The organism is Pseudoalteromonas sp. Scap03 (genome assembly GCF_013393115.1).
Lineage (GTDB): Bacteria > Pseudomonadota > Gammaproteobacteria > Enterobacterales > Alteromonadaceae > Pseudoalteromonas.
Window position 1 is genome coordinate 1,935,151 of sequence record NZ_VDEU01000001.1, and the last position, 22,439, is coordinate 1,957,589.

The 22,439-nt window shown below is 39.8% G+C and carries 14 protein-coding genes; 8 read left to right on the forward strand and 6 right to left on the reverse strand.

Annotation, left to right across the window (positions count from 1 at the left end):
* Nucleotides 1–42 precede the first annotated feature (42 nt).
* The 4 genes from FHG08_RS08805 to FHG08_RS08820 form a co-directional block, all read right to left on the reverse strand.
* A complete protein-coding gene (locus tag FHG08_RS08805) occupies nt 43–429 on the reverse strand; it encodes an MmcQ/YjbR family DNA-binding protein (protein ID WP_054202136.1) in 387 nt (128 codons plus the stop codon).
* 182 nt (nt 430–611) lie between these two features.
* On the reverse strand, nt 612–1,409 hold the full coding sequence (locus FHG08_RS08810; RefSeq protein WP_178955558.1) for a hypothetical protein: 798 nt from the start codon (nt 1,407–1,409) through the stop codon (nt 612–614).
* Between the two features lie 89 nt (nt 1,410–1,498).
* Nucleotides 1,499–2,404, reverse strand: a complete 906-nt coding sequence (locus FHG08_RS08815) for a phytanoyl-CoA dioxygenase family protein (protein WP_178955560.1) — start codon at nt 2,402–2,404, stop codon at nt 1,499–1,501.
* A gap of 51 nt (nt 2,405–2,455) precedes the next feature.
* Entirely contained in the window at nt 2,456–2,977 is a 522-nt protein-coding gene (locus FHG08_RS08820; protein ID WP_138606259.1) for a hypothetical protein, read from the reverse strand.
* Between the two features lie 136 nt (nt 2,978–3,113).
* Between FHG08_RS08820 and FHG08_RS08825 the strand changes: the two genes are divergently transcribed.
* The 8 genes from FHG08_RS08825 to FHG08_RS08860 all read left to right on the forward strand — a co-directional run bounded on the left by FHG08_RS08825 (nt 3,114) and on the right by FHG08_RS08860 (nt 17,278).
* Nucleotides 3,114–4,169, forward strand: a complete 1,056-nt coding sequence (locus FHG08_RS08825; protein WP_178955562.1) for a phytanoyl-CoA dioxygenase family protein — start codon at nt 3,114–3,116, stop codon at nt 4,167–4,169.
* Nucleotides 4,170–4,369: 200 nt separating this feature from the next.
* Nucleotides 4,370–5,608 carry a hypothetical protein gene (locus FHG08_RS08830; protein ID WP_178955564.1) on the forward strand — a complete coding sequence of 413 codons (1,239 nt, stop codon included), beginning with the start codon at nt 4,370–4,372 and terminating at the stop codon, nt 5,606–5,608.
* A 14-nt stretch (nt 5,609–5,622) separates the two neighbouring features.
* Nucleotides 5,623–6,549 carry a formyltransferase family protein gene (locus FHG08_RS08835; RefSeq protein ID WP_178955566.1) on the forward strand — a complete coding sequence of 309 codons (927 nt, stop codon included), beginning with the start codon at nt 5,623–5,625 and terminating at the stop codon, nt 6,547–6,549.
* A 123-nt stretch (nt 6,550–6,672) separates the two neighbouring features.
* Nucleotides 6,673–7,152, forward strand: coding sequence for a hypothetical protein (locus FHG08_RS08840; protein WP_138606251.1), 480 nt, complete (start codon nt 6,673–6,675; stop codon nt 7,150–7,152).
* A 144-nt stretch (nt 7,153–7,296) separates the two neighbouring features.
* A complete protein-coding gene (locus tag FHG08_RS08845; RefSeq protein ID WP_178955568.1) occupies nt 7,297–7,914 on the forward strand; it encodes a phage tail protein in 618 nt (205 codons plus the stop codon).
* A 217-nt stretch (nt 7,915–8,131) separates the two neighbouring features.
* On the forward strand, nt 8,132–16,207 hold the full coding sequence (locus FHG08_RS08850; RefSeq protein WP_178955570.1) for an Ig-like domain-containing protein: 8,076 nt from the start codon (nt 8,132–8,134) through the stop codon (nt 16,205–16,207).
* Between the two features lie 146 nt (nt 16,208–16,353).
* Nucleotides 16,354–16,926, forward strand: a complete 573-nt coding sequence (gene yeiP, locus FHG08_RS08855) for an elongation factor P-like protein YeiP (RefSeq protein WP_010391355.1) — start codon at nt 16,354–16,356, stop codon at nt 16,924–16,926.
* A 148-nt stretch (nt 16,927–17,074) separates the two neighbouring features.
* Nucleotides 17,075–17,278, forward strand: coding sequence for a hypothetical protein (locus FHG08_RS08860; RefSeq protein WP_138606245.1), 204 nt, complete (start codon nt 17,075–17,077; stop codon nt 17,276–17,278).
* Here the strand turns inward: FHG08_RS08860 and FHG08_RS08865 are convergent.
* Nucleotides 17,275–19,515, reverse strand: coding sequence for a bifunctional diguanylate cyclase/phosphodiesterase (locus FHG08_RS08865; RefSeq protein ID WP_178955572.1), 2,241 nt, complete (start codon nt 19,513–19,515; stop codon nt 17,275–17,277). The two genes, FHG08_RS08860 and FHG08_RS08865, sit on opposite strands and share 4 nt — an antisense overlap.
* Before the next feature lie 51 nt (nt 19,516–19,566).
* Nucleotides 19,567–22,290, reverse strand: a complete 2,724-nt coding sequence (locus FHG08_RS08870; RefSeq protein ID WP_178955574.1) for an insulinase family protein — start codon at nt 22,288–22,290, stop codon at nt 19,567–19,569.
* Nucleotides 22,291–22,439 lie beyond the last annotated feature (149 nt).

The following is a 22,439-nucleotide window of genomic DNA, read 5'->3' on the forward strand; positions in this document are numbered from 1 at the left end:
TTATGTTTGATAATCAGAAAATATAGAGATATATACGCTTATTTACAGTAAGGCTTCAATAGCCTGTTTGTCTTTATCTGGCATGTTGTCGACCACCAAATTAAATGAATTATCAATCATACGCTCAATTTCACCTTGTGGTATTGAGCCGTCTAAAATCACTGTATTCCAAAGGCGTTTATTCATATGATAACCTGGAATCACCGAAGGAAAAATATCTCGTAATGACTGTGCTTCATCAGGGTCGCACTTTAAGTTTAGCCACCAAATAGGTTCGCCGTTTTCATCGGTTTCACCCTCATTGCTCAGTGCAAGGGTGGCGAACATCTTATGGTTTACTTTATATACATCAACATCTTTAGCAAAAGGTTGCGTTAGTTTAACTAACGGTTTGTTCATTAAATAAGTATGTACAGTTTGTTGGTTCATGAGCCATTCCTTGAGGTCATAATCGATATCTTAACCATAGCATTTTTTCATTAGCTTTGTGGCATGAAATATTATTTGAGCTTATTATTTCTTAATTTATAGACTGATATATTGGAAGTTAGTTAAACCAGTAACTATGTTGGAACTGGAAATGTAAATAAAGTTTTTTTGTTAAGCACTGGCTAAACAGATTTAGGCAAAGACAAGTATGCAGTAACAGCAGCATCACGTTTTGTCAGGTCTGTTTGGTACGAGTGTTTACTATACGTAGTGCAATACGAGACAGGCTCTCCGACACTTAATAAAAAATCATTATGGTCGAAATTGCTCAATACTTTTTTCCAGCGCTCTTTGACTTTAACTGGCGCGCAGGGCAAAGAGTCCAAAATACGTTTAGACTCCTCAAAGTTGCTATTAATAGCGACATTGAGCATATCGTCGTTTGCGGCCCCTAGCCAACTTGTACCACTGGTGCCCACACATAAAAGTGGCATATAAGGCGCAAGCGCTGGGCATACATCATTTCTATACACGTCAACCTTCCAATAGCGACGAGCTATTTTTACAAACTGATCAAAATCCTTTATTGATGTAAAGTTTGAGGTAGCTAAGGATAAAATCTCTATTCTAGGTTTATTGGCATTTACGGTGTCGTTAGCAACATCAATATACCAAGGACCAAGTATCAATGCGTTTTGAAAGTACTGATCTTGCAGTGAGCCCCATGCTTTTTGTAAAGAGTTACCTTGTACAATTAGATTTTTTAATAAACTGAGCCCAGATTTTTTAGTGGTAGGTAATTCCGTTTGCAGTAGTGCAAATACCTCATCGCGTATTTCTCTACAGCGGCCAATAGGGTAAGGTTTTTCTGCAAAGTAAGGAATTGATGGTGCAAGTTTTAAATCAGCTAATAAGCGTAAATGAGCTAGATCAGCGCATATCAATGCACGTTGTTTTGGTGTAAAGTGTTCATTAAGCACGTATATTCCTTTGAGTGATTGTTTAATTCTAGTCCTGAAAGGTCATCAGACCCTAATGGAAAATGAATACTTTCAAATTATATGTGATTTTAGCGTAAATCCTTGGGAGTAGGGTAATTTGGATGAACTACATTTTTATGGGCATGAATCGAAGGGATGGGTGCTTCAGGCTTGGCTTTAATGAGCTTAACCAAGGTACTTAAATCGTATTTAGGTTCGCCGTAAAATTCATGCCAAGCTTGCGGAATACTGTTTGGATCTGCCGCTTTAATTACATGTGCCATCCATTGCTTTCTCAGTTCGGCCCACTCCTTAGTTTGTTTTCCACTTTCGGTAATCCCTAAAATTGGCCTTAATTCAACATACAGTGTTCTTCTTGCACCTTGGCTGCGCTTTACTCCTGAACTATGTAAAACCATTATGTCATGAACTATGATGTCACCTGCTTTAGCGGGTTGTTGTACTACATTAGGAATATCCCACCCATATTGATTGGAAAGTTTGTAAATATCTAAAACTTTATGCTGGGTATTTGGTACGTAGCGTAAACAGCCATCTTCTAAAAGAGCGTCATCAAGGTATATACCAATATTTAAATAAGGATATTGCCTAGAATGAGGAGCATCCTGATGCCAGGTAATATGAGGGTGTGGGTACGGGTATTTATAAGCTACATCTAATTGCAAGGGGACTGCGCCATCTCCTACCAATTCTTTATAAACTTCGATGAGTGGTGGGCTAGCTAATAGTTCAATTATTAATTCAGGTGACTCGAATAGTAAGTCGTTATAACGAAAAAGACGAGGCACACCTGAGTCTGTTGAGATACAACATTGATTATTGAGTTGCCCATTGTGAAAATTCTCTAGTGCTAATGCTTCTAATTTATCTGAAAAACGTTGTAATTTTTTAAGTAATGTTATCGAAAGTGCATTTTCAAAGTGAACAAAACCGTTTTTTAGGAAAAAGTCATGTTTATTTGAGGATATTTTCATAAATTAAATTGTCCTTTTTATTTTAAACAAAGTTCATCCATTTTTTGCAAACTATATATTTGGAAGCGTTTCTATCCAGCGACAGTCTCTGATCCACTTGACCATTACAGGGTAACCTTTGTTTGGGCAAGTCATTTGCCATGCTTGTAATAATGGAAACCCAAAACCATTCCCATTTTCAAAAGCATGCTTTAAAGTCTTACTCGCACCTTTATAAGCATCTTTATGAAAGATAATATCTAGTGATAATGACAAATGAATAGCTGCTGCAACAGCCCAAGCTGTCGCAGCCATTTCTTCTGCGTGCATAGCTTGTTTCTCTCTGCCCGCAAGCAAGCCATTCTTATAAAAGTCAGCATCTAATAGGGGCCTAAAAATTGGCTCACAGACAGCAATATGCCCAGCCTCATGAAGGATATCACCAGGATAGAACCCATTGACAAAATCAAGCAATAAAACGCCTTTTTCTAGCTTAAGGCCGGGCAAAAAAGTTCTTTCGTCTAAGGTTTGATACCGGTGCTTTATTCCGATATGAGTAAGAAAGGCGAGAATTTTTTCAATCTCAGTGTCCATGCCACTCCCTGTATTTAGCAATTACAATTGTTGCTTACAATAATATAGCACTCTATTCTAACTAAGTTTAGTCAGCGTTAATAAATCAATTTAAGGTGTTTTGCTTGTCTAAAATCAGGCGCGAAAAGGAGTTATTATGCAAAATGAATTGAGAGTAAAAGTACCTCCTCTGAAAACAACAATGCAGAGCATATTGCCCTGTTATAACGAAACTGGGCGTTTAGGTTTATTTCAATTAAAGCGAATGTGGCACAAAGTACAGTTTCAAAAGCAAGGCTGTGCAGATAAAAAAATAATAGAAGATGAATGGTCACTCGATGTGATGATCATGGATATTTTAGGCTTAGGGCTCACACCGACAATAGAGTCTATTTTTGCGAGTGATAGTTTTTTAACATTCGAAAACTGGGTAGAGCAGCATTATGGTATGGCTATTTCAAAGACGGCTAAAAGTGAGTTAAATGAAAAGATAGCTGCATTTTTCCAGCAAAAGGGCCTTAAACAACAAAAAATATTGCTAAATCAGCCTCGTCATTACGTTCTAACATCGCAGCAGTGGCAAAGCTGGGATGATAATGGTTACGTTATTATTCCTGAGCTAGTGGAAAAAACGCTATGTGAAGACGTTTGTAACATGGTATATGAACGTTTGAATATGGATAAACATAATCCTGTTTCATGGTATCGAAATCATGAACTTAAACAGGGAATTATGGTACAAATCTTTAATGATATAACCATGCAGGTTATTCGGCATCAGCCTCAGGTGCGAGATGTATTTGAGCAATTGTGGGGTGAAAACAATTTAACTGTAAGCACTGATAGGCTTAGTTTTAATCCACCTCAGACAGAAAGTTGGCGATTTCCTGGGCCAAATCTTCACTGGGATATAAACTTTAATAAACCGCTCAGATTTGCAACGCAAGGATTACTATACCTTACTGACGTTGCCGCTGAACAAGGTGCATTCAGTTGTGTACCTGGCTTTCATAAAAAAATAGACAACTGGCTTGCTAGTTTACCTAAAAATACCAATCCACATCATTTTAATTGCCAACAATGGCACAGTACTCCATTAGCTGCAAAAGCAGGTAGCTTAATTGTATGGCGACATACATTACCGCACGGTAGTTGTTCAAATAAGGGGAGTACACCTCGAATTGTACAATATATAAATATGAGCTCATTATAAAGCTAAGCAAAATCAAGCTAGTTTTACTAAGCCTTTTATTTTTATGATGTTTGATATAAGTAAAATAAATTGAAAGCTATATAAATAAAGAAAGTTAAAGTTGTACCTTAAAACTTTTCAACTAAGCTTAGATCTGAACATAGTATTAGTTCACTAATGGAATTTATTACAATAATTGGACATCAAAGGAACAGTTCACAATGGAAGAACAAAGTTCAAAACCTATAGAAGGTTTGCAATACGTAGATCCCCAAGTTGATGAGTTATTAAGGCATACAATACGAACTCAGCTTGAATCTCTTCTAAAATCCAAATTAACGACGGATCAACGCCAGCAAGCTTTGCAGAAAAGCTTTGTAGATGCGATGACTTTGGTATTGAGCAAAACGCAAATCGAGCATATTCTATTAGTGAACGCTTTTGAGTCTATGTATGATCATGCTGTGCAATCAATGGCATTGGCTCAGCTTAGCCAAAAACAGTTAACTCGGCAATATGTCTCAATATCCGGTTTAATAATGTCTCCCCATAACTGCAAACATACCATAAAAGATGTGTATCGTATTCAAGGTTACGCACGAGGGGTTGATAAAGCAATAAAAGGTAAGCTTGAGCATCTGCCATCAATCACCATTTTATATCCTGCTTGTGGGCCTTTTGCACCACTACTAATCCCTCTGCTTAGTTATTACAAAGAGAAAAAAATTTATACCGAGGAACAAATCAAAGTAACTTTAGTTGACATACAGCCAGGTGCTTTGCTGTCGCTACATCAGTTAGTTAAAGATTTAGGCCTGCAAGGTTATGTTGACCAAACATTAGAGGTAGATGCAACACAATTTGAACCCGATAGCGATTTTGATTTGCTAATAGTTGAAGCCATGCAGCATGGTTTTACAAAAGAAGGACAACTCAGTATAGCTAAGCATTTAGTTAAATTTTTGAATATCGATGGTTGGGTGATACCGCAAAATGTATCTATCAAAGGAATGTTGGTGATAGGCGAAACAGAGTTTAATCAGCAGTGGAAAGGGGCTGAGTATAGCCATTCACTTAACCGAGACTCTCAGGCACTGCAAGATAGAGTTGAGTTAGGAGAAATACTTAAGCTCAACAAAACAACCTTGTTGAACATGCAAGAACTAGAACTGCAAAACAACATAAAAGTGATCCCAGCAAACCAAATTACGTTGCCGACTAATGTGGAAGATATGAGCCAACGAATTTTGGCTATATATGCTGATATAGAGACATTCGCGCAAGAAGGTATTGAGCAATATGACTCAGGGATCACACATCCAAAGCCAGATATGACCTTTTATATTGATACCAAACCCAAAGACGTTGAGCATACTCATTTTGTCGCCAATAGTGGAGATACGGTGCAGTTTTATTATCAGCTGAGTGGTTTACCGGGGTTTGTGCCTGTAAGGGTATAAGGAAGGGACATTTTATGTATAAATATGCTTTTTTTACAGGCAGTTGTTTGAGCTTACCGGCAATTAATTATTTAATTAAAAGCGATCAATTAGCGTGTGTTATTTTGCCAGATGCGGCGATAAATCCTGACTTACAGCAATTGCAACAGTGGCTGCAACAGCAGCAAATAACCATACTGCATTACAATAAATTAGACGACCAACCATTCCTTGCTAAGCTAGATGAGTTAAGAGTTAATCGCGGCTTAATTTACTTATTTAGACACCAAATCAAAACGCCTTTAATTCAATATTTTAATGGCGCACTGGCAAATGTTCACCCAAGCTCTTTGCCTGATTACAAAGGGCCTCAGCCGCTTTATTGGCAAATCCGTAACGGCGAACCACTTACTAGGCTCACGATTCACAAGGTAACAGAGGAGTTAGATGGTGGCGATATAGGATGTGATGTTGAAATAGACATTCATCCCTTTGATACCATCAAATGTCTTCATCAAAAAGTAGCACAATATTTACCTTATTTAGTCTCTCAATTTATTCAACTAGACCAAACTGGCGAGCTTCGTTGGCAAAAGCAAAGACCTAACAGCAATAAGCTCGCTCCTACTTTGCAGCACTCGGAGTTGGTCATTAATTGGCATCAACATAGCAGTACTGATGTTGTCAATATTGCAAGGGCAGGCAATGCTGATATGGGGTGTGCTGTGTTTTATGTTGGGCAAAGTGCATTTCAATTATTGCAAGCCACTGAGGTTGAGTGCGTGCTACATGGCATTCAACCAGGCACTGTTATTGAGTTGGATAAACAAACAGGTTTGGTCATTAAAACCCATGATAGTGCGCTTAAGTTAGACATTATTGGCGCACAGCAAGGCTACCTTGATGGCTACCGTTTTGCACTACTGTTTGCAATAGACCCAGGCATGGTACTGGGTAAGTAAAAAGATAAGCAGTAAATATTTTAACAGGCTTAGTTAAGATGGAAACGATAGTAGTTTGGCTGTTGTATTTATCACTCCTGCATTCTGACTATGCGCGACATTAATCTCAAAAGCGAGACAGATATGAATATAAAAATAGGTTTAACCAACCGTTATGGGTATGAGCTTATTGCGTATCCTTTTAATGGTGGTGCTTATCCTCAAAGCGGAGAAAGAATAGCACCGCTTGAAGGCAAAGGAGAGGTTGTTGTAGCCAGTGGTGAAAGCGTGATTATTGATGTGCCCGGAATAGGTGCTTTGTTGGTGCAATTTTTGGGTGTGCAAAAACTAGAAAACCTCCATGACAAGCATTGTGAAACACCAAGTGAGTTTGATAAATATGAACAGATGGCGCTATTGCGTTATAAAACAACGGAGTTGTACTGGCGTTTTGCAAGCAGTGATGATGCTGCACAGCTTGAATTGAGTGTTAATGATATTGGTACAGTATGCCTTGATAAGGTGTTATCAGGAGAAGCCCGACGTATCTCATTACCTGAGTTTTTTATACCTCCCGTGTTTTTACCTGATGGTGTTACAGTTCAACAAGTAAACAATGAATAAACACCGATGATTAAGTTTACGTTCAATGTAAATACACATAGCGATTAGCTCACAACCGGGTTATTACCCAAAAATGAAAATATCACACACTCTGTTTGTGTTGTTTTGCAACAAGAGTATAAAATAAATTATGAGGAATTAAATATGGCGACTGAACCATTTATTGGCACACTTACTGCGTTCGGCGGTACTTTTACCATTGAGAATTGGGGTATGTGTTGGGGGCAGATGCAGGCAATTAGCGAGAATACGGCTTTGTTTTCATTGTTTGGGGCGATGTATGGTGGCGATGCTCGTACCACCTTTGCTTTGCCAGATTTACGAGGTCGTAGCCCAGTTGGTCAAGGGCAGATGCGAGGAGGGCATGATTATCGACAAGGCATAATGATGGGGACTGAGCGCATAAGTTTGGCTACAAGCCAGATGCCAGCGCATTCTCATACCGCTATTTTTACGCCCTGGGGTGGTGGTAGCCCTATTGCAGCAAAACTTGAAGTTGCTACTAATGGAGGCACATCTACAACGCCAAGTACAAGCACTTACTTAGCAGCAGGTAGTACTAGTGATAACTATGTGGCACCTGGATTAGGTGGGGTTGACTTAGTAGACATACCGGGTCTTACAGTAACTGGTGGTGGCAGTGAGGGTGGAACCGTGACTGTAGGGGCAACGGGGGGTTCCGAACCGATTGGAATAATTAACCCCTTGTTACCACTTAACTGGTTAGTAGCTCTGCAGGGGATTTACCCATCAAGGAGCTAGCCATACTCTGGTTATGTTGTTAGCTAAGGTGTAATTAATAGTGCTTGTAGCTGCTATTTAAACTATAATTGGTTGTTTTGAAAACGTATATCATCGAGCTTAGTGACGATGATATACGTTCAACAGTTTGAACTTTCGTTAAAAGTAAGCGCCAGTTTTAGCGAAAGTTAGAGTAAAGCGAGTTACTATGAGTGAGCATATATAAAGGATTTAAACAATGCATTTTGATTTCGCACTTCCCAAGTATGTTAACCCACAGAGCATGTGTGTTAACTATAATAAAATGACAAAACTAGCCTTGTTTATGTCCGCAATTTATAGCACACATGCTGTTGCAGGGACATATGATTTTAGTTCAGTATCTGGCTCTGGAACACCAACGCTAACGACCACGGTAGACGGTATTACATTAACAGCAACTCAGTCAAACAGTAATAATATAACCCTTACTACAGGCTTTTTAGATCCTGGCACCTCTAACAATAGTGATACTTGGACCATTACCTTTAGCTCACCGATAAATATAAGCCAGTTTCAAATGGGTGAAATTTTTGATCTACCAGATGGTATTTATATTTTTACACCAGATAGTGGTACGGCGGTCAGTATTGATGCGGATGATCCGGCTATTGTTGGCTCTATTGCCACCTTAACACCAGGTGACTGGACATCGGTTAATTCTGTAACAATGAGTTATGATTACCCTTCTAATTCGTCTCGTGTGGGCGTTGATAATATTCAATTTACTGCTGCGCCAGCAAATTTCGCCCCAGTTGTTGATTTAAATGGTGGGATTCCAGGTACAGGGAGTTTTTCGGCGTTTACTGAAGGCAGCCCTGCTACCGTGATTGCACCCGATGCTGAAGCCGGTGATAGTGATGGCGACTCAATAACAACAATAACCGTTGCATTAACAAATGATCAAGATGGCGCCTCAGAAGGCCTTAATGTATCTGCCAGTGCGCAAAATGCACTGAGTGGAATTAGTGGTGCATCAGATATTAGTTTACAAGACACAATTTCTATTACAGGTGCAACTGCAACAACGGCTGAAGTTACCACTTTCCTTAAAGCAATCACGTATAACAATACCAGTTCGTCGCCCAACACAACTTCGCGGACAGTGTCAGTTGTTATCAATGATGGCACTGAAAACAGTACTAGCCGTACAGCGACAATTTCAGTGGCTAATCTTACAGCAGCTAGCTCTACAGCAGCGGGTTTTAGCACCTTAGATGGTACAAATTTAAATCCGGCAATAACGTTTAGTAGTGATGATGAGGTTTTAACTGTATCTTCAGCAAGCCATATTATAGGGTCTACAGCCCAGGGTGGCGATGGTACAGATGAGATTATTGTTATAGATGGTAGTGATCTCACACAATTTACCAGTTTAACCTCCTTTGAAACGCTCTCTACTTATAATGACGGCTCATTAACGCTCAGCGAGTTGCAACACGATGCGTTTACAACGATAAATGGCGCTGGAACAAATACATTTACTTTGGCAAGTGCAGATGGTGATAGCAGCGTAATTGCAGATGCAGACATAGAAACGTATGTTTTAAATGCTGCTTTTAATATTACTTTAGCTGGGACCGCGCAAAATGTTACCGGTAGTAGCAATGCTGATACTATTAATATTGCTGGATTGAGCGTGACAGGTACGCTTGCTGGCGGCGGCGATACCGATGTACTGCAAATGAGCACCGGTGCTGATATTAGTAATGCCACGGTAAGTGCATTTGAGTCTTTAGCATTAAATAGTGGTGCTTCAGTGACGATGACTGAGGCGCAGCACGACAGCTTTCCTTCGATAACAGCAAGTGGCACTGATTCAATTACCATAAGCACCGCGACCGATGGCCTAACTGGTAATAGTTCGGTTGAAACGTATGTGTTGAGTGCAGCGAATACATTTACGTTAGGCAATGCATCACAGAATCTAACCGGTAGTGGTGGTGACGACACGGTTAATGTGAATGCACTGAGTGCGACGGGTATTTTAGCGGGCGGAATTGGTACCGATACCTTGGTTGTTACCAACGGTGGTAATATATCAGGTGCGACAGTCAGCGGGTTTGAAGATTTATCGGTTGCTGCTGGTGGCACAGTCACCCTAGGCGCATCTCAGCTTGCGAGTTTTTCTGGCACAGTATCAGGCAGTGGCACTGAGACAATTTCTGTTTCAGGAGATGGTAATGTAAGTACTGTTTCGGCAATAGAAAGTTATACCTTAAATGACGATAGTACGAATACGCGCTCGGTTACTGTCACTAATGCTAGCCACTCTGTAACTGCAACCTCTGCGACTGATGCAATTACGTTTGATTTAGGTTCACTTACATTTACTGGAATCATTACCGGTGACAATACTGTTGCAGATACACTGAGTTTAAGTAATGGTGCAAATATATCAGCTGGGACCATAAATAATATAAATAACCTAACCTTGGCATCTGGTGCTTCAGTTAACATGACGACCAGCCAGCACCAAGGATTTTCAGGCACAATCACGGCTCCAGGCTCAGAGTCTATTACCATTAGCGGAGATGGCGATTTTACTACTTTAGCAGGTGTTGAAAGCTATAGCGTGGGTGATGACAGCACTAATACTAGAATCATTACAGTTTCAAGCAGTAACACCAATGTGGATGCTACTTCAGCTACTGATGTTGTTACGTTTGCAATAGGCACTAGTGCATACACTGGTACCCTTACAGGCGACGCAACAGCAAGTGATATTGTTAACGTATCTGATGGCGCGGATGTCACAGGAGGGGGCTTCTTTAATATTGGTACATTAAGCTTAGCCTCTGCTGCAACAGTAGCAATTGATGTTAATAATATTAATGATTTTAATACAGCCATTACAGGCTCTGCTGGCGCTGATACGCTAAAACTTATGGATGGTGGTATTTTTAATTTTTCCAGCACCACGGTATCGGGTATTGAAAATCTGGCAATCGGCACTAACAGTAACACGACTATCACCTTAACCGATAATTTTAATACTGATGCTGGCGTTGTGTCTTTTTCTAATGCTAGTGGCAGTGCTATTACAGCTGCAGTGACGCTAGATGCAAGTGCATTTAGCGCTGACATTTTAACAATGACCTCATCAGATTTTAGTGGTGATGATGTACTTAAAGGTGGCTCTGGGGCCGATACTTTACGCCCAGGCGCTGGTACAGATACGTTAACAGGTAACGCAGGTAATGATAATTTTGTAGGTAGCTCATCTCAATTATCAGGCGATACAATTACCGATTTAGCCGCAGGCGATCGTATTACTATTGCTGGTATTACAGGGCTTTCAGCCAGTAACGTACGTTTTAATGGCACAAGTACATTAGAAGTAGATACCAACGCCACTGATTTTAACATTTCTGAGCTAACTCTTGCTCTTACAAACGCACCAGGCAACGACCTTACCTTTACGGTTACTGATAGTGGCCCTGATACTATCATTACTTTTATTTCACCGAACTCAGCACCCACATTTAGTTCGCTTAATGGCGGTGCTACATTTATCGAAAATGGCAGTACAGTGATAATAGATAGCGATATGACAATTGCAGATGCTGAGCTTGATGCACTTAACAGCAACGCAGGGGATTACAACAATGCTAGCTTGACTATTCGCCGGCGCGATGGCGCAAGTACAGAAGATATATTTGCTCATTCGGGACTACTCAGTACATTAACTGAGGGAAGTACATTTAGTTACAATGCTAATAATATAGGGACTGTTACCACAAACTCGGCAGGCACTTTAACGCTAACATTTAATAGTAATGCCACTTCTGCAATCGTAGATTCTGTTGCGCAAGCTATTACCTATGCCAACAACTCAGATGTGCCTTTAAATGCAACTGTGCTTGACTATGTATTTGATGATGGCGCGGTTCAAAGCACCGGTACTAATCAAGCGTCAGTCAGTATTACCTCTGTTAATGATGCGCCTACAGTATCAGCAATCGGGGCTAACCCAACCTTTACAGAAAATGGCTCAGCAGTGGCTATCTTCTCTTCCGCTGCTGTTAGCACGGTTGAGAGTGGGCAAAATATTGAACAAATATCACTAACAGTTACTAATGTAAAAGATACGGGCCATGAGTTTCTTCAATTTGGCACCGATCTTATCAACTTAGAGCACAATGCATCGGGTACTTATTCGGGAGCCGTTAACTTTAGCTACACGGTTATGTTAAGTGGCTCAACGGCAACAGTAACGGTTACCGCAACAGATTCAGCTGCAGTATGGCAAAGTTATGTGCCGTTCTTACAGTATAAAAATACCAGTGATTCGCCTACCACCGACAATAGAGTTGTTACACTTACATCAATAAAAGACAGTGGCGGTACATCTAATGGTGGCGCAGATAGAGCAATTGGTAGTTTTGGCTCTTCTACAGTAATCGTAGTGGGTGAAAATAATGCGCCTACTGATATCAGCCTTTCAAGCTCTACGATTAGTGAATCAGTTGTGGGGGCAGGTGCTGATGTTGGAGTATTAACGACTACGGATGCTGATTCGAGCAGTCATACTTATTCGCTAGTTTCATCTACATCAGCTGCAACGGGTAGTTGTACCACAAGCGCGGGCAATAGTTTTTTCCAAATCAATGGCAACACGTTAGAAACCAAAGCGGCATTACCACTGGGCGCTTATACGGTTTGTGTGCAAACAGATGACAGTGCCGAAACCTTTAAAAAATCATTTACTATAACAGTAATTGAAGCGCCTAAACCGACTACCCCTGAGATCAGTGGCACAGCAGCTACAAAAGTAAATCAAGATGAGCTTTATAACTTTACCCCTTCGGCAACAGACCCACAAAATAAAGCACTGACGTTTAGCATTGCTAACAAGCCTAGTTGGGCTAGTTTCAATACTGCAACAGGTAATTTATTGGGTACGCCCACTAAGGCAAATGTAGGGCTTTATCCAAACATTACTATCGCTGTTAGTAATGGTAGCGAGCAGGCAAGCCTGTCACCTTTTAACTTGGAAGTGGTATCAACAAATAGTGCTCCGATTGCACCTAACTTAAGTTTAGAGCTTGATGAAGATTCTAATATTAGCTTTTCCCCTGATATTACAGATGCAGACTTAGACACACTAACAATTAGCGCTGTGTCGCAGCCTCAATTTGGTACATTAACCAAGCAAGCCAATACATTCACTTATACACCTAATGCAGACTATTTTGGCCCTGATAGTTTTAATTATCTTGCAGATGATACAAAGGAAAAATCTGCTATTGCTAAAGTGAATTTTACGGTGGCTTCCATTAATGATGCGCCAATTGCTAATCCAGATAGCTATTCATTAAATAGCAACGCTGATAATCGCTACTCACTTGATGTGTTAGTTAATGATACCGATGTTGATGACGATGAATTGGTAATTGTTAGTGCTAACGCTAGCGTGGGAACAGTGCAAATTGAAGAGGGAACGCTGGTTTATCAGACCCAGGCAAGCACCAAAGGGACCATTCAAATTAATTATTTGATTGAAGACCCTGATAAAGAAATGAGTAGAACAACAGCAACATTAACGTTAAATAATCAAGCCGAAAATTTGCCAACCATCGAAACACCGGCTGATATTGATGTAAATGCAAAAGGGTTGTTTACAAAGGTCAAGTTAGGTGTACCTTCGGCAATGGATAGCGAAGGTAATAAATTAGCAGTCTCATTAGTTAACCCAAGTTTGTTGTATGCGCCAGGTAAGCATTTAGTTTACTGGAAAGCTGTAGACAGCAGCGGGCTTGAAGCAATCGCAACGCAAAATGTAAACGTGAGTCCGCTTATTTCGCTTAGTAAAAATAGCGAAATAGCTGAGAATAAAACACATAGCTTTAATGTGTTTTTAAATGGTGAAGCACCCAGTTATCCAGTGACGATTGCCTATGAAGTATCGGGTACTGCTGATAGCTCTGATCATGATTTAGTGTCGTCAGAGTTGGTTATTAACAGTGGCACGCAGGGACAAGTTAATTTTACAACGTATGCAGACTCCGAAACGGAAGGCAATGAAACCGTTGTAATTACACTGGCAGATACACTAAATTTAGGTGCGAAGTCTTCAGCCACAATCACTATTGTTGAAAATAATGTAGCACCTACTATTAGTACCAGTATTACACAAGGTTCTCAACAAAGATCACTTGTTACCATAGGTAATGATCTTGTCACGATTAAAGCTGTTGCTCAGGATGCAAATCCGAACGATAACGTAACGTTAAAGTGGGTATCAGAGGATAATAAACTCCTTAATACAAGCGTAAATGAAAACGAATTTGTTTTTTCAACACAATCACTAACTCCTGGTATTTATAAAGTAACGGTAACAGCGCAAGACTCTGGCGAGCCAAGTCTCTCAACAACAAAAGATGTTTACGTTGAAGTATTAACCTCACTTGAGGCGCTAGGGCAGGAAGATTCCGATGGTGACCTTATCCCAGATGCACAAGAAGGTTACGGTGATAGTGACGGTGATGGCATTCCTGATTATTTAGATGCAATCAGTGAATGTAATGTCATGCAAGAACAAGTTAAAGACAGTGATAAGTTCTTAGTAGAAGGCGAGCCGGGCGTTTGCGTTAGAAAAGGGGTTACAGTTTCACAAAATGCAATGGGCGGTGTTCAGTTGCTTGATAGTGAATTACCTGAAGATGAAGGCGCGGTAAATACAGGCGGACTATTTGATTTTATCGCAACAGGTTTACCTAATGCTGGAGATACTTACAGCATAGTAATACCGCAAAGAAAACCAATCTCACAAAACTCTGTTTACAGAAAATTAAAAGAGGGACAGTGGATTGATTTTGATACATCTGGTGACAACCAATTACTTTCTACAGCAGGTGAGCCTGGTTATTGCCCTCCACCAAGAGGTAGTGAGTGGACGCAAGGGCTAACTGAAGGTGCATGGTGTGTACAATTACAAATTGTTGATGGTGGCCCTAATGATGACGATGGCAAAGCGAACCGAACGATAGTCGATCCAGGCGGTGTTGCAATTATTCGTACATCGAACCAGCTTCCTAAGGCTAATCAGGATGAGATAACAATTGGTGCAGGAGAATCGGCGACTATTGATGTATTGAAAAATGATACAGATCTGGACGGCGATACACTTACTTTAAGCGGCGCGACGGCTGATTTTGGTGATGTAAGTATTGTTGATGAGCAGTTACTGTATACCCCACCAGCTGGATTTGTTGGTGTTGCGATTATTGAATATAGTATTAGTGATGGCAAAGGGGGCACATCAAACAGCCAAGTTAAAGTTAACTTAGTTATAAATAATGCACCAACAGCTGTTTTTGATTCGGCAACAACCACAGATAACACATCGATAGAAATAGATGTACTTCGTAATGATTCAGATATTGATGGTGATGAATTATTTGTCGTTAATGCAGTTGCAGCTCAAGGCACAGTAACAATTAACATTAACGGCACTTTACAATACATACCTAAAAGTGGCTTTGACGGTGTTGATATTATTGATTACACAATAAAAGATAGCAAAGGTGCAAAGTCTACAGCACAAGTAAAAGTGACGGTTAGCGCTGTTAAATCAGTGGCCATCAGTAATAAGTCATCAGGAGGAAGTATGGGAGGTTTGGGTTTATTACTGATTTCAGTACTTGTTATTAGTCGAAGAAGATCAATACTTCCAAGCTTTGCAATAGTAACGACTAGTTGTTTAATTAGTACCAGTGCAATGGCTGATACATGGTCGTTTGAGGCCACGCTAGGTGAGTCTAAAGCAAAGCATTCTTTAGCAACTAAGGACAACAAGGCTAATTTAGATTCTATTGATGATACTGATACTAGCTGGTCAATTGGCGCTTATTATGACCTGTCACCCAATTGGGAAGTCGCTATAAGATATATTGATTTAGGTGAAGGTCGAGCCGATTTAACTGCCCAAACAGTGAAAGCTGATGCAGATAAATTACATCAAGATTATTCACGCTTTGTACCGGTGTTACCAAAAGGGGTGGCAGCTGAAGTAGGTTACCGACATATGCTTGCTGAATCTTTAAGTACAAAGGTATTTTTAGGCGCTTATCGTCATCAGTATAAAATACAAAGTAGCATCACGGATGGAGCTCCCTTAGAGTATAAAGAACACGCTACCAAACCTTATATAGGTGCCGCTTTAGGTTATTCGGTTTATAAACAGACTGAATTATTACTAAAGTATACTTATTATAAAGTTTCAAAAAATGATGTAAGTGAGTTATCAGCAGGAATAAAAGTACGCTTTTAAGTTGATGCGTAGTGTGATCAGCGCCGCTATTAGCGGCGCTGAACCACATATTTTTAAAAAGTATGACTAAGTTGTTTTGTTTCTATTGAAGATTCTTCAGTTCGTGGTATGTTTCTCGCAATCAAAAAAACAATAGGAATTCACCCATGCCAAAGGCGAGTGATGTTAAAAAAGGGACGGCTATTGACTTTAATGGCCGTGTATTAGTAGTAAAAGATATTGTACGCTCAGTACCACAAGGTCGTGCTGGTGGTAGTTTATACCGTATGCGTTTATACGATGTAGTAACGGGTAGTAAAGTTGACGAAACATTTAAAGACAGCGATATGCTTAACCTTGCTGATTTAACTCGTCGTGAAGCCATGCTGTCGTACATTGATGGCGATGAGTATGTCTTCATGGATAATGAAGATTACACGCCTTACAATTTAAATAAAGACGCCATAGCGGAAGAAATTCAATTTGTTAATGAAGAGACCCAAGGTGTGCACGTTATTGTAATTGACGGTACTGCTGTAGGTCTTGATCTTCCTTCAAGTGTTGAGCTTGTTGTTGAAGAAACTGATCCTTCAATTAAAGGGGCTTCAGCTAGCGCTCGCTCAAAGCCTGCACGCTTATCAACTGGCTTAACAATTCAAGTGCCAGAGCATATTTCAACCGGTGATCGTATCCGCATAAATACTGCTGAGCATAAGTTTATGGGTCGTGCTGACAAGTAAGCTGTAATGAATTGATAATTGAGAGCCGAGCTTTTAAGTTGCTCGGCTTTTTTGTGTCTGATTTATAAGCACCGCCACTAAAGAATACGTTGCTTTAATTTTCGCCAGTTTAACGCTATTATATGCGCCTTAATTTTTCAGCAGTCAGATGAGCATGGTATTATTTATTTTACTCAGTGGTGTGTTTATCGCACTTATGTATATTGAAACCATTAAAAAGGGTATGCCTGTTAAGCGTTGGTTATTTTTGGGTGGATTATTAGGGCCTGCAGCCTGGTGTTTATTTAATCTACATTATCGACGTGCATTAATACGTAATATTGGTGCAAAAACGTGTCTATGGCGTGCTTAGCTAGTCGCTCTAACTAAGCTGAGTTTTGATTGGCTTTGCTGTTGTTTTAAAAATGCAGTGAATTCATCTTTTGAGAGTGGTTTAGAATAGTAATAGCCTTGTAGTGTTTCACAGTTAAGCTCTTCCAGTATACTTATTTGTGAAGCTTGTTCTACACCTTCAGCAACTACATGTAAATCAAGGTTATGTGCAATAGTGACAATAGAGTCCACCATATTGCGGCCGCGTTCGGTTTTCATATCATCAACAAAGGCTTTATCTATCTTAAGCGTATTCAGTGGAAACTGTTTCAAATACGCCAGCGACGAATACCCAGTACCAAAATCATCCATAGCTAAATGAATGCCACGGGCACTTAGAGAGCGCATAATAGCAATGGCTTCTTGTGGGTCGTCCATTACCGTGCCTTCAGTGATCTCAAGCTCTAAAAAGTAAGAGGGCAGTTCATTTTTTTGTAAAATCACATCAATGCGCGAAGTTAAATCGGGTAAGCTAAACTGTTTTGCTGATAAATTTACCGCAACACGAGCGTTAAATAATCCAGCGTCTAACCATTGTTTTACGTCACGACAAGCTTTGTTTAAAACCACTTCACCAATTTCAATAATTTGCCCTGTTTCTTCGGCGATTGGAATAAATACCCCCGGGCTAATAACCCCTTTTTTCGGCGTAATAAAACGCACTAACGCTTCCATTCCAGCAAGCTTACCAGTACGAATATTCATTTTAGGCTGATAATACACCTCAAAGTGATCTTCTTTTAAGCCAAAGCGCATTAGGTTTTCTATTTGTAGTCGCTTTACTGCTTGGCGATTCATGTTGTCATTAAAGAACAGGTAGCTGTTACCTTTCTTTTTCGCATGATACATAGCGGTATCGGCGTTCTTTAATAGTATTTCAGGGGTGTTACCATCTTCGGGGAATAACACTATGCCAACACTGGATGTGATAGCAAGTTCATGTCCTGCCATTTTAAATGGTGTGGCTATTGCTGCTAAAAACTGTTTCGCCATGCGGGTGATGGTGAGAATATCGTTGGTGTTTGACATAACCAGCGCAAATTCGTCGCCGCCTAGGCGATAAAACACATCATTTTCACGGGTAAGCTTATTTAAGCGCATAGCAAGCTTTGCCAGTAAGCTGTCACCTAACTGATGACCCAATGAGTCATTTATCTTTTTAAAGTTATCTAAGTCAAATACTAGCAAGGCATGGTGTGAATGCTCCTTTGCTAATTTTTTTAAGTCAGAAAAAAATAAATTACGGTTTGGTAAGCTGGTGGTGCGATCTCGATTGGATAAATTATTGAGCTCAGACTCCGTTTTTTTACGCTCGGTTAAATCAGAATACACCACCACGTAATTGGTAATTTGATTTTGCGCGTTTTTAATTTCATCTATCGAGATTTCAAATGGTAGTAGAGCATGGTCGCTATTACGCAGCTTTACTTCTTCTTGAATATGTTCATGCTTTCGAACGGTGTCTTTTATGGACTCTATATAGCCTCTGTCGTAACCGGCTAAATGAAATTCTTTTTTAAGGTATTGCTCACGTACACCACCGAACAAAGTTAAAAAGCTGGGATTAATGTCAACAAGCTTAAAATCTTTATCATAAATAGCCAGTGCATCGGTAAACGACTCAACGCATTTTGCAAATAGGTTTAGTCGCTCTTCGGTTGATTTGAGCTGAGAAATATCTCTTACCGTGCCAGTCATTCGCAATGGACTAAGGTTCGCGTCTTTTTCGATTATTTTTCCACGGTCGAGTACCCAATGCCATTTACCAAAGCTATCTTTAATACGATAAGTGGCTTCGAAAAAAGTACTCTCTTCAGCAAAATGTTTTTTTAGTAGATAATCTACATGGGTTAAATCGCGAGGGTGTATTAGGCTTTTATTCGGTGGGAATTCTACTAGATTGTTGTTATTCAGTACGTACTTGTCGTTAATACGAATAACCTTGCCGGTTTTTATATTCCAGTCCCATAGTGTGTCACCACTGCCTTCTACGGTGCTTTTTAAACGCTTTTCAGATTGCTGTAATTGAGAATGTGAGCGTTTTAGAGAGTGAATAACCGTAAACAAATAAATTAACAATAACGTCATTATTGCGCACACGCTAACGACAAGCGCATTTAAGTTCAAGCTAAACGATGACTCAAATGCACTAGCAGAATGGGCTGTGGCCAAAGTGGCCAACAATAGAATGTATTTTATTATTTTTATTTTTTTCATTGTCTTACTTCTTATTTACAAAAGACAATCTAAATCAAGCGCGCGCAAGAGTCAAAGAGAATGAGAATAAAGTGGTAGATTCTTCGGTTGATTCACAGATTTAGCGCTTAAAAGCTCATATCTTGGGCGATCTGCATTAAAAATTTCAGCTGCATAGGCTTTTACATCCTCAAGCGTTAATGCGTTTAAAGAATCCAGCAGGCGTTGCTGCATATTAAACTGGTGATCGCCATTGCCAATAGCAAGCCATAAACGTTGTGAACGTAAACGCAAGTTTTTGTCTTTTTCGGCAATATGCGTTGTTAGCCCATATTTTTGTTGCAGCCAGGCTTGCTCTGTTAGTTCATCAATGGTTGATAAATACTGACTGATGAACACATTATGCCTGTGTAGTAACATGCTTGGTTCAAATTTAGGTGACTGAATATAAAAAGCAATTCCGGCACGAGTATTAAAGGGCGCATAACCGGCACCGACCAAATAACCCAATTGTTGTGTGGTGCGTAGTTCATTGAAATAATCTTGATTAATTAAGTGATTAAGCGCCATCATTTTTACTTTTTCATCAACATCATCGCTTAATGCTTGGTAGTAAATCACCATGGCATTATCGCTACAAGCGAGTTCTAATTCGTAACGAGTCACTTTAGTAATTTCAAAGAGTGGGCGCTTTAAATCTTCTATAACTGCTGACTTTTTAAGGTGTAGTGCCACCTTTTTCTGAAACTCAAGGGCTTCACTTTGCTGCCAATTGCCATGTAAAAAAGACTCAACATGAAGTGCATTAAAAAACGCCTGTCTAAACTCATTAAACTGATGAAAACAGGTATCTTTAAGTGCATTTGCTAACTCGTCAGGCTGTGGGTTCCACGGCATTATCTTAGCGCCTAATATACTAAAGAGCTCACTAACAGGTTTATTTTGGTTACTATTGCGCCAATGCCTTACCAGTTGCTTTTTATATTCAGCAAAGCGTTTAGCACAAATTTTTACGTTAAATAGTGCATCAATTAGTTGATCAACCAGCTCAAGTTGGCTTGAAGATAGCCCCGCAGTATGCAAGGTTAAGCCACCTTGGTGAGAGGTTAAGTGATAACTTAAGCCCGCGAGCTCAGCTGGATAAAACTGTTCGCCAACACTATCCATAAACAAATCAGAAAACAATCGAGTCAATGCCATATGCTTTACATCTTTAACTGCAAAGTCAGAGTCCATGGCTAAATAAAAATGCCCTTTGGCCACTCTGAAGGTGGCATCTTGTTTAAACCAAAAGTCAAAGCCAGCTTCTTTTACCAGCAACGTTGGATGAGCTTGCTGCGACTCTATTGGATATAAAACAACATCTTTAGCTAAATAAGGATTTGCGTTAGGTAATAACATTTCACCCTGTGGCTGACTAATTTGTGCCAACGCTTCGAGCCAATGCAGTGACAATTTTTCAATTTTATACGGTGTGTTATACCAAGCAGCTGTGTGTTCAGGCTCTACACCCGGATGAATCAGCACTAAACGCATATTGTGAGGGGTTAACCATTGCATTGCCATTTCATGAGTGGTGGCTTTAAAGCCTTCCATTAAATAGTCGCCCTGTAAGTAATTAACTTCATCGTAATGTTGCATGTTAATACTTAAGTTACTGACCCAGTCAATCAGTCGAGATTTTTCTTGGTTATCAAATGCGATCTGTAGCAGTTTTTGTTTATCTTGATACAAGCGAGGCAGTTTGTTGATGTTGTTATTTATTAGGCAAATGTATTCAAATACCATTTCAATAATGTCTTCGTAGTATTCAATGCCTTCATCGGTCAGCGCCATGCTAATATTAAAATCTTTAAAGTTACTACCGTTGATGCCACCTCCGGCAGAAAGAGCATTGATCCAACCTTGTTCTTTAAGCACAGAATACAACGAGCCTTGCCCTTCGTACCCTAGTAAATGGGCAATAAAACTAACTGTTTTATGACGGTAAAAATCGTCTATGTTTGGCATGGCAAAGCTAATAATCAGCTTTTGTACGTGTTTATGTGGCTCTATATGAAGCAACTTACCTAAGTCTTGGCTGCGATAAAGCGGCGCTTCTATAGGTGGTTTTAATTTACCTTGTTTGCCTTTAATTTGGCAAAAATGCTGAGTTGCCCATGCTTCTAGTGTATCTAATGATTCATTGGCACAAATCACTAGAGTCATCCATTGAGCTTGGTAATGCTGATTAAAAAAGTCACGTAATTCATCACTAATACAGCGTTGTCTATCGGCTAATGTTTGTAGGTTGCCTACAGAGAACTTAGCAAATGGATGTGCAGGGTTAACAGTTTCTTTATGCACTTGATATATACGTCGGCCATCGTCTTTAATCTTTAATTTAAACTCAGCCTCAATGGCATTTCGTTCTTTTTCGGTTTCTGCGGGATCCAAGCTGGGCGCTATAAAAAAACGGCTAAATTGCGCTAATGCCGATTCAATATGATTGTTATTAATATCAAAAAAGTAGCAGGTATGCTCCGTGCCAGTCCAAGCATTGGTGTTACCACCAGATTGAGAGACAAAATTATTAAAACTACCGGATTCAGGATACAGATCAGTGCCTAAAAACAACATATGCTCTAAAAAATGCGCTAAGCCCTGCCTATCAAGAGGATCGTCAAAGTGACCAGTGTTAACGGCCATAGAGGCTGCCGCTTTTGCTGAGTCCTGATCGCGCACTAAAAGCACTTTTAGACCATTGTCCAGTGTTAGTGTGCGGTAAGCTCTGTTATCATTGGTGCTGATTTTCAAATGATGCTCCTGAAACTAAACGTATAATTGTTAACAACAGATGATAACTTCAGGAATGCGACGCTATTTACCTGAACATCATGAAAGAACTATTTTAAGAAAATAAATAGGTTTGAGTTATTAATATAGCGGAAATTCGAGCAAATTGG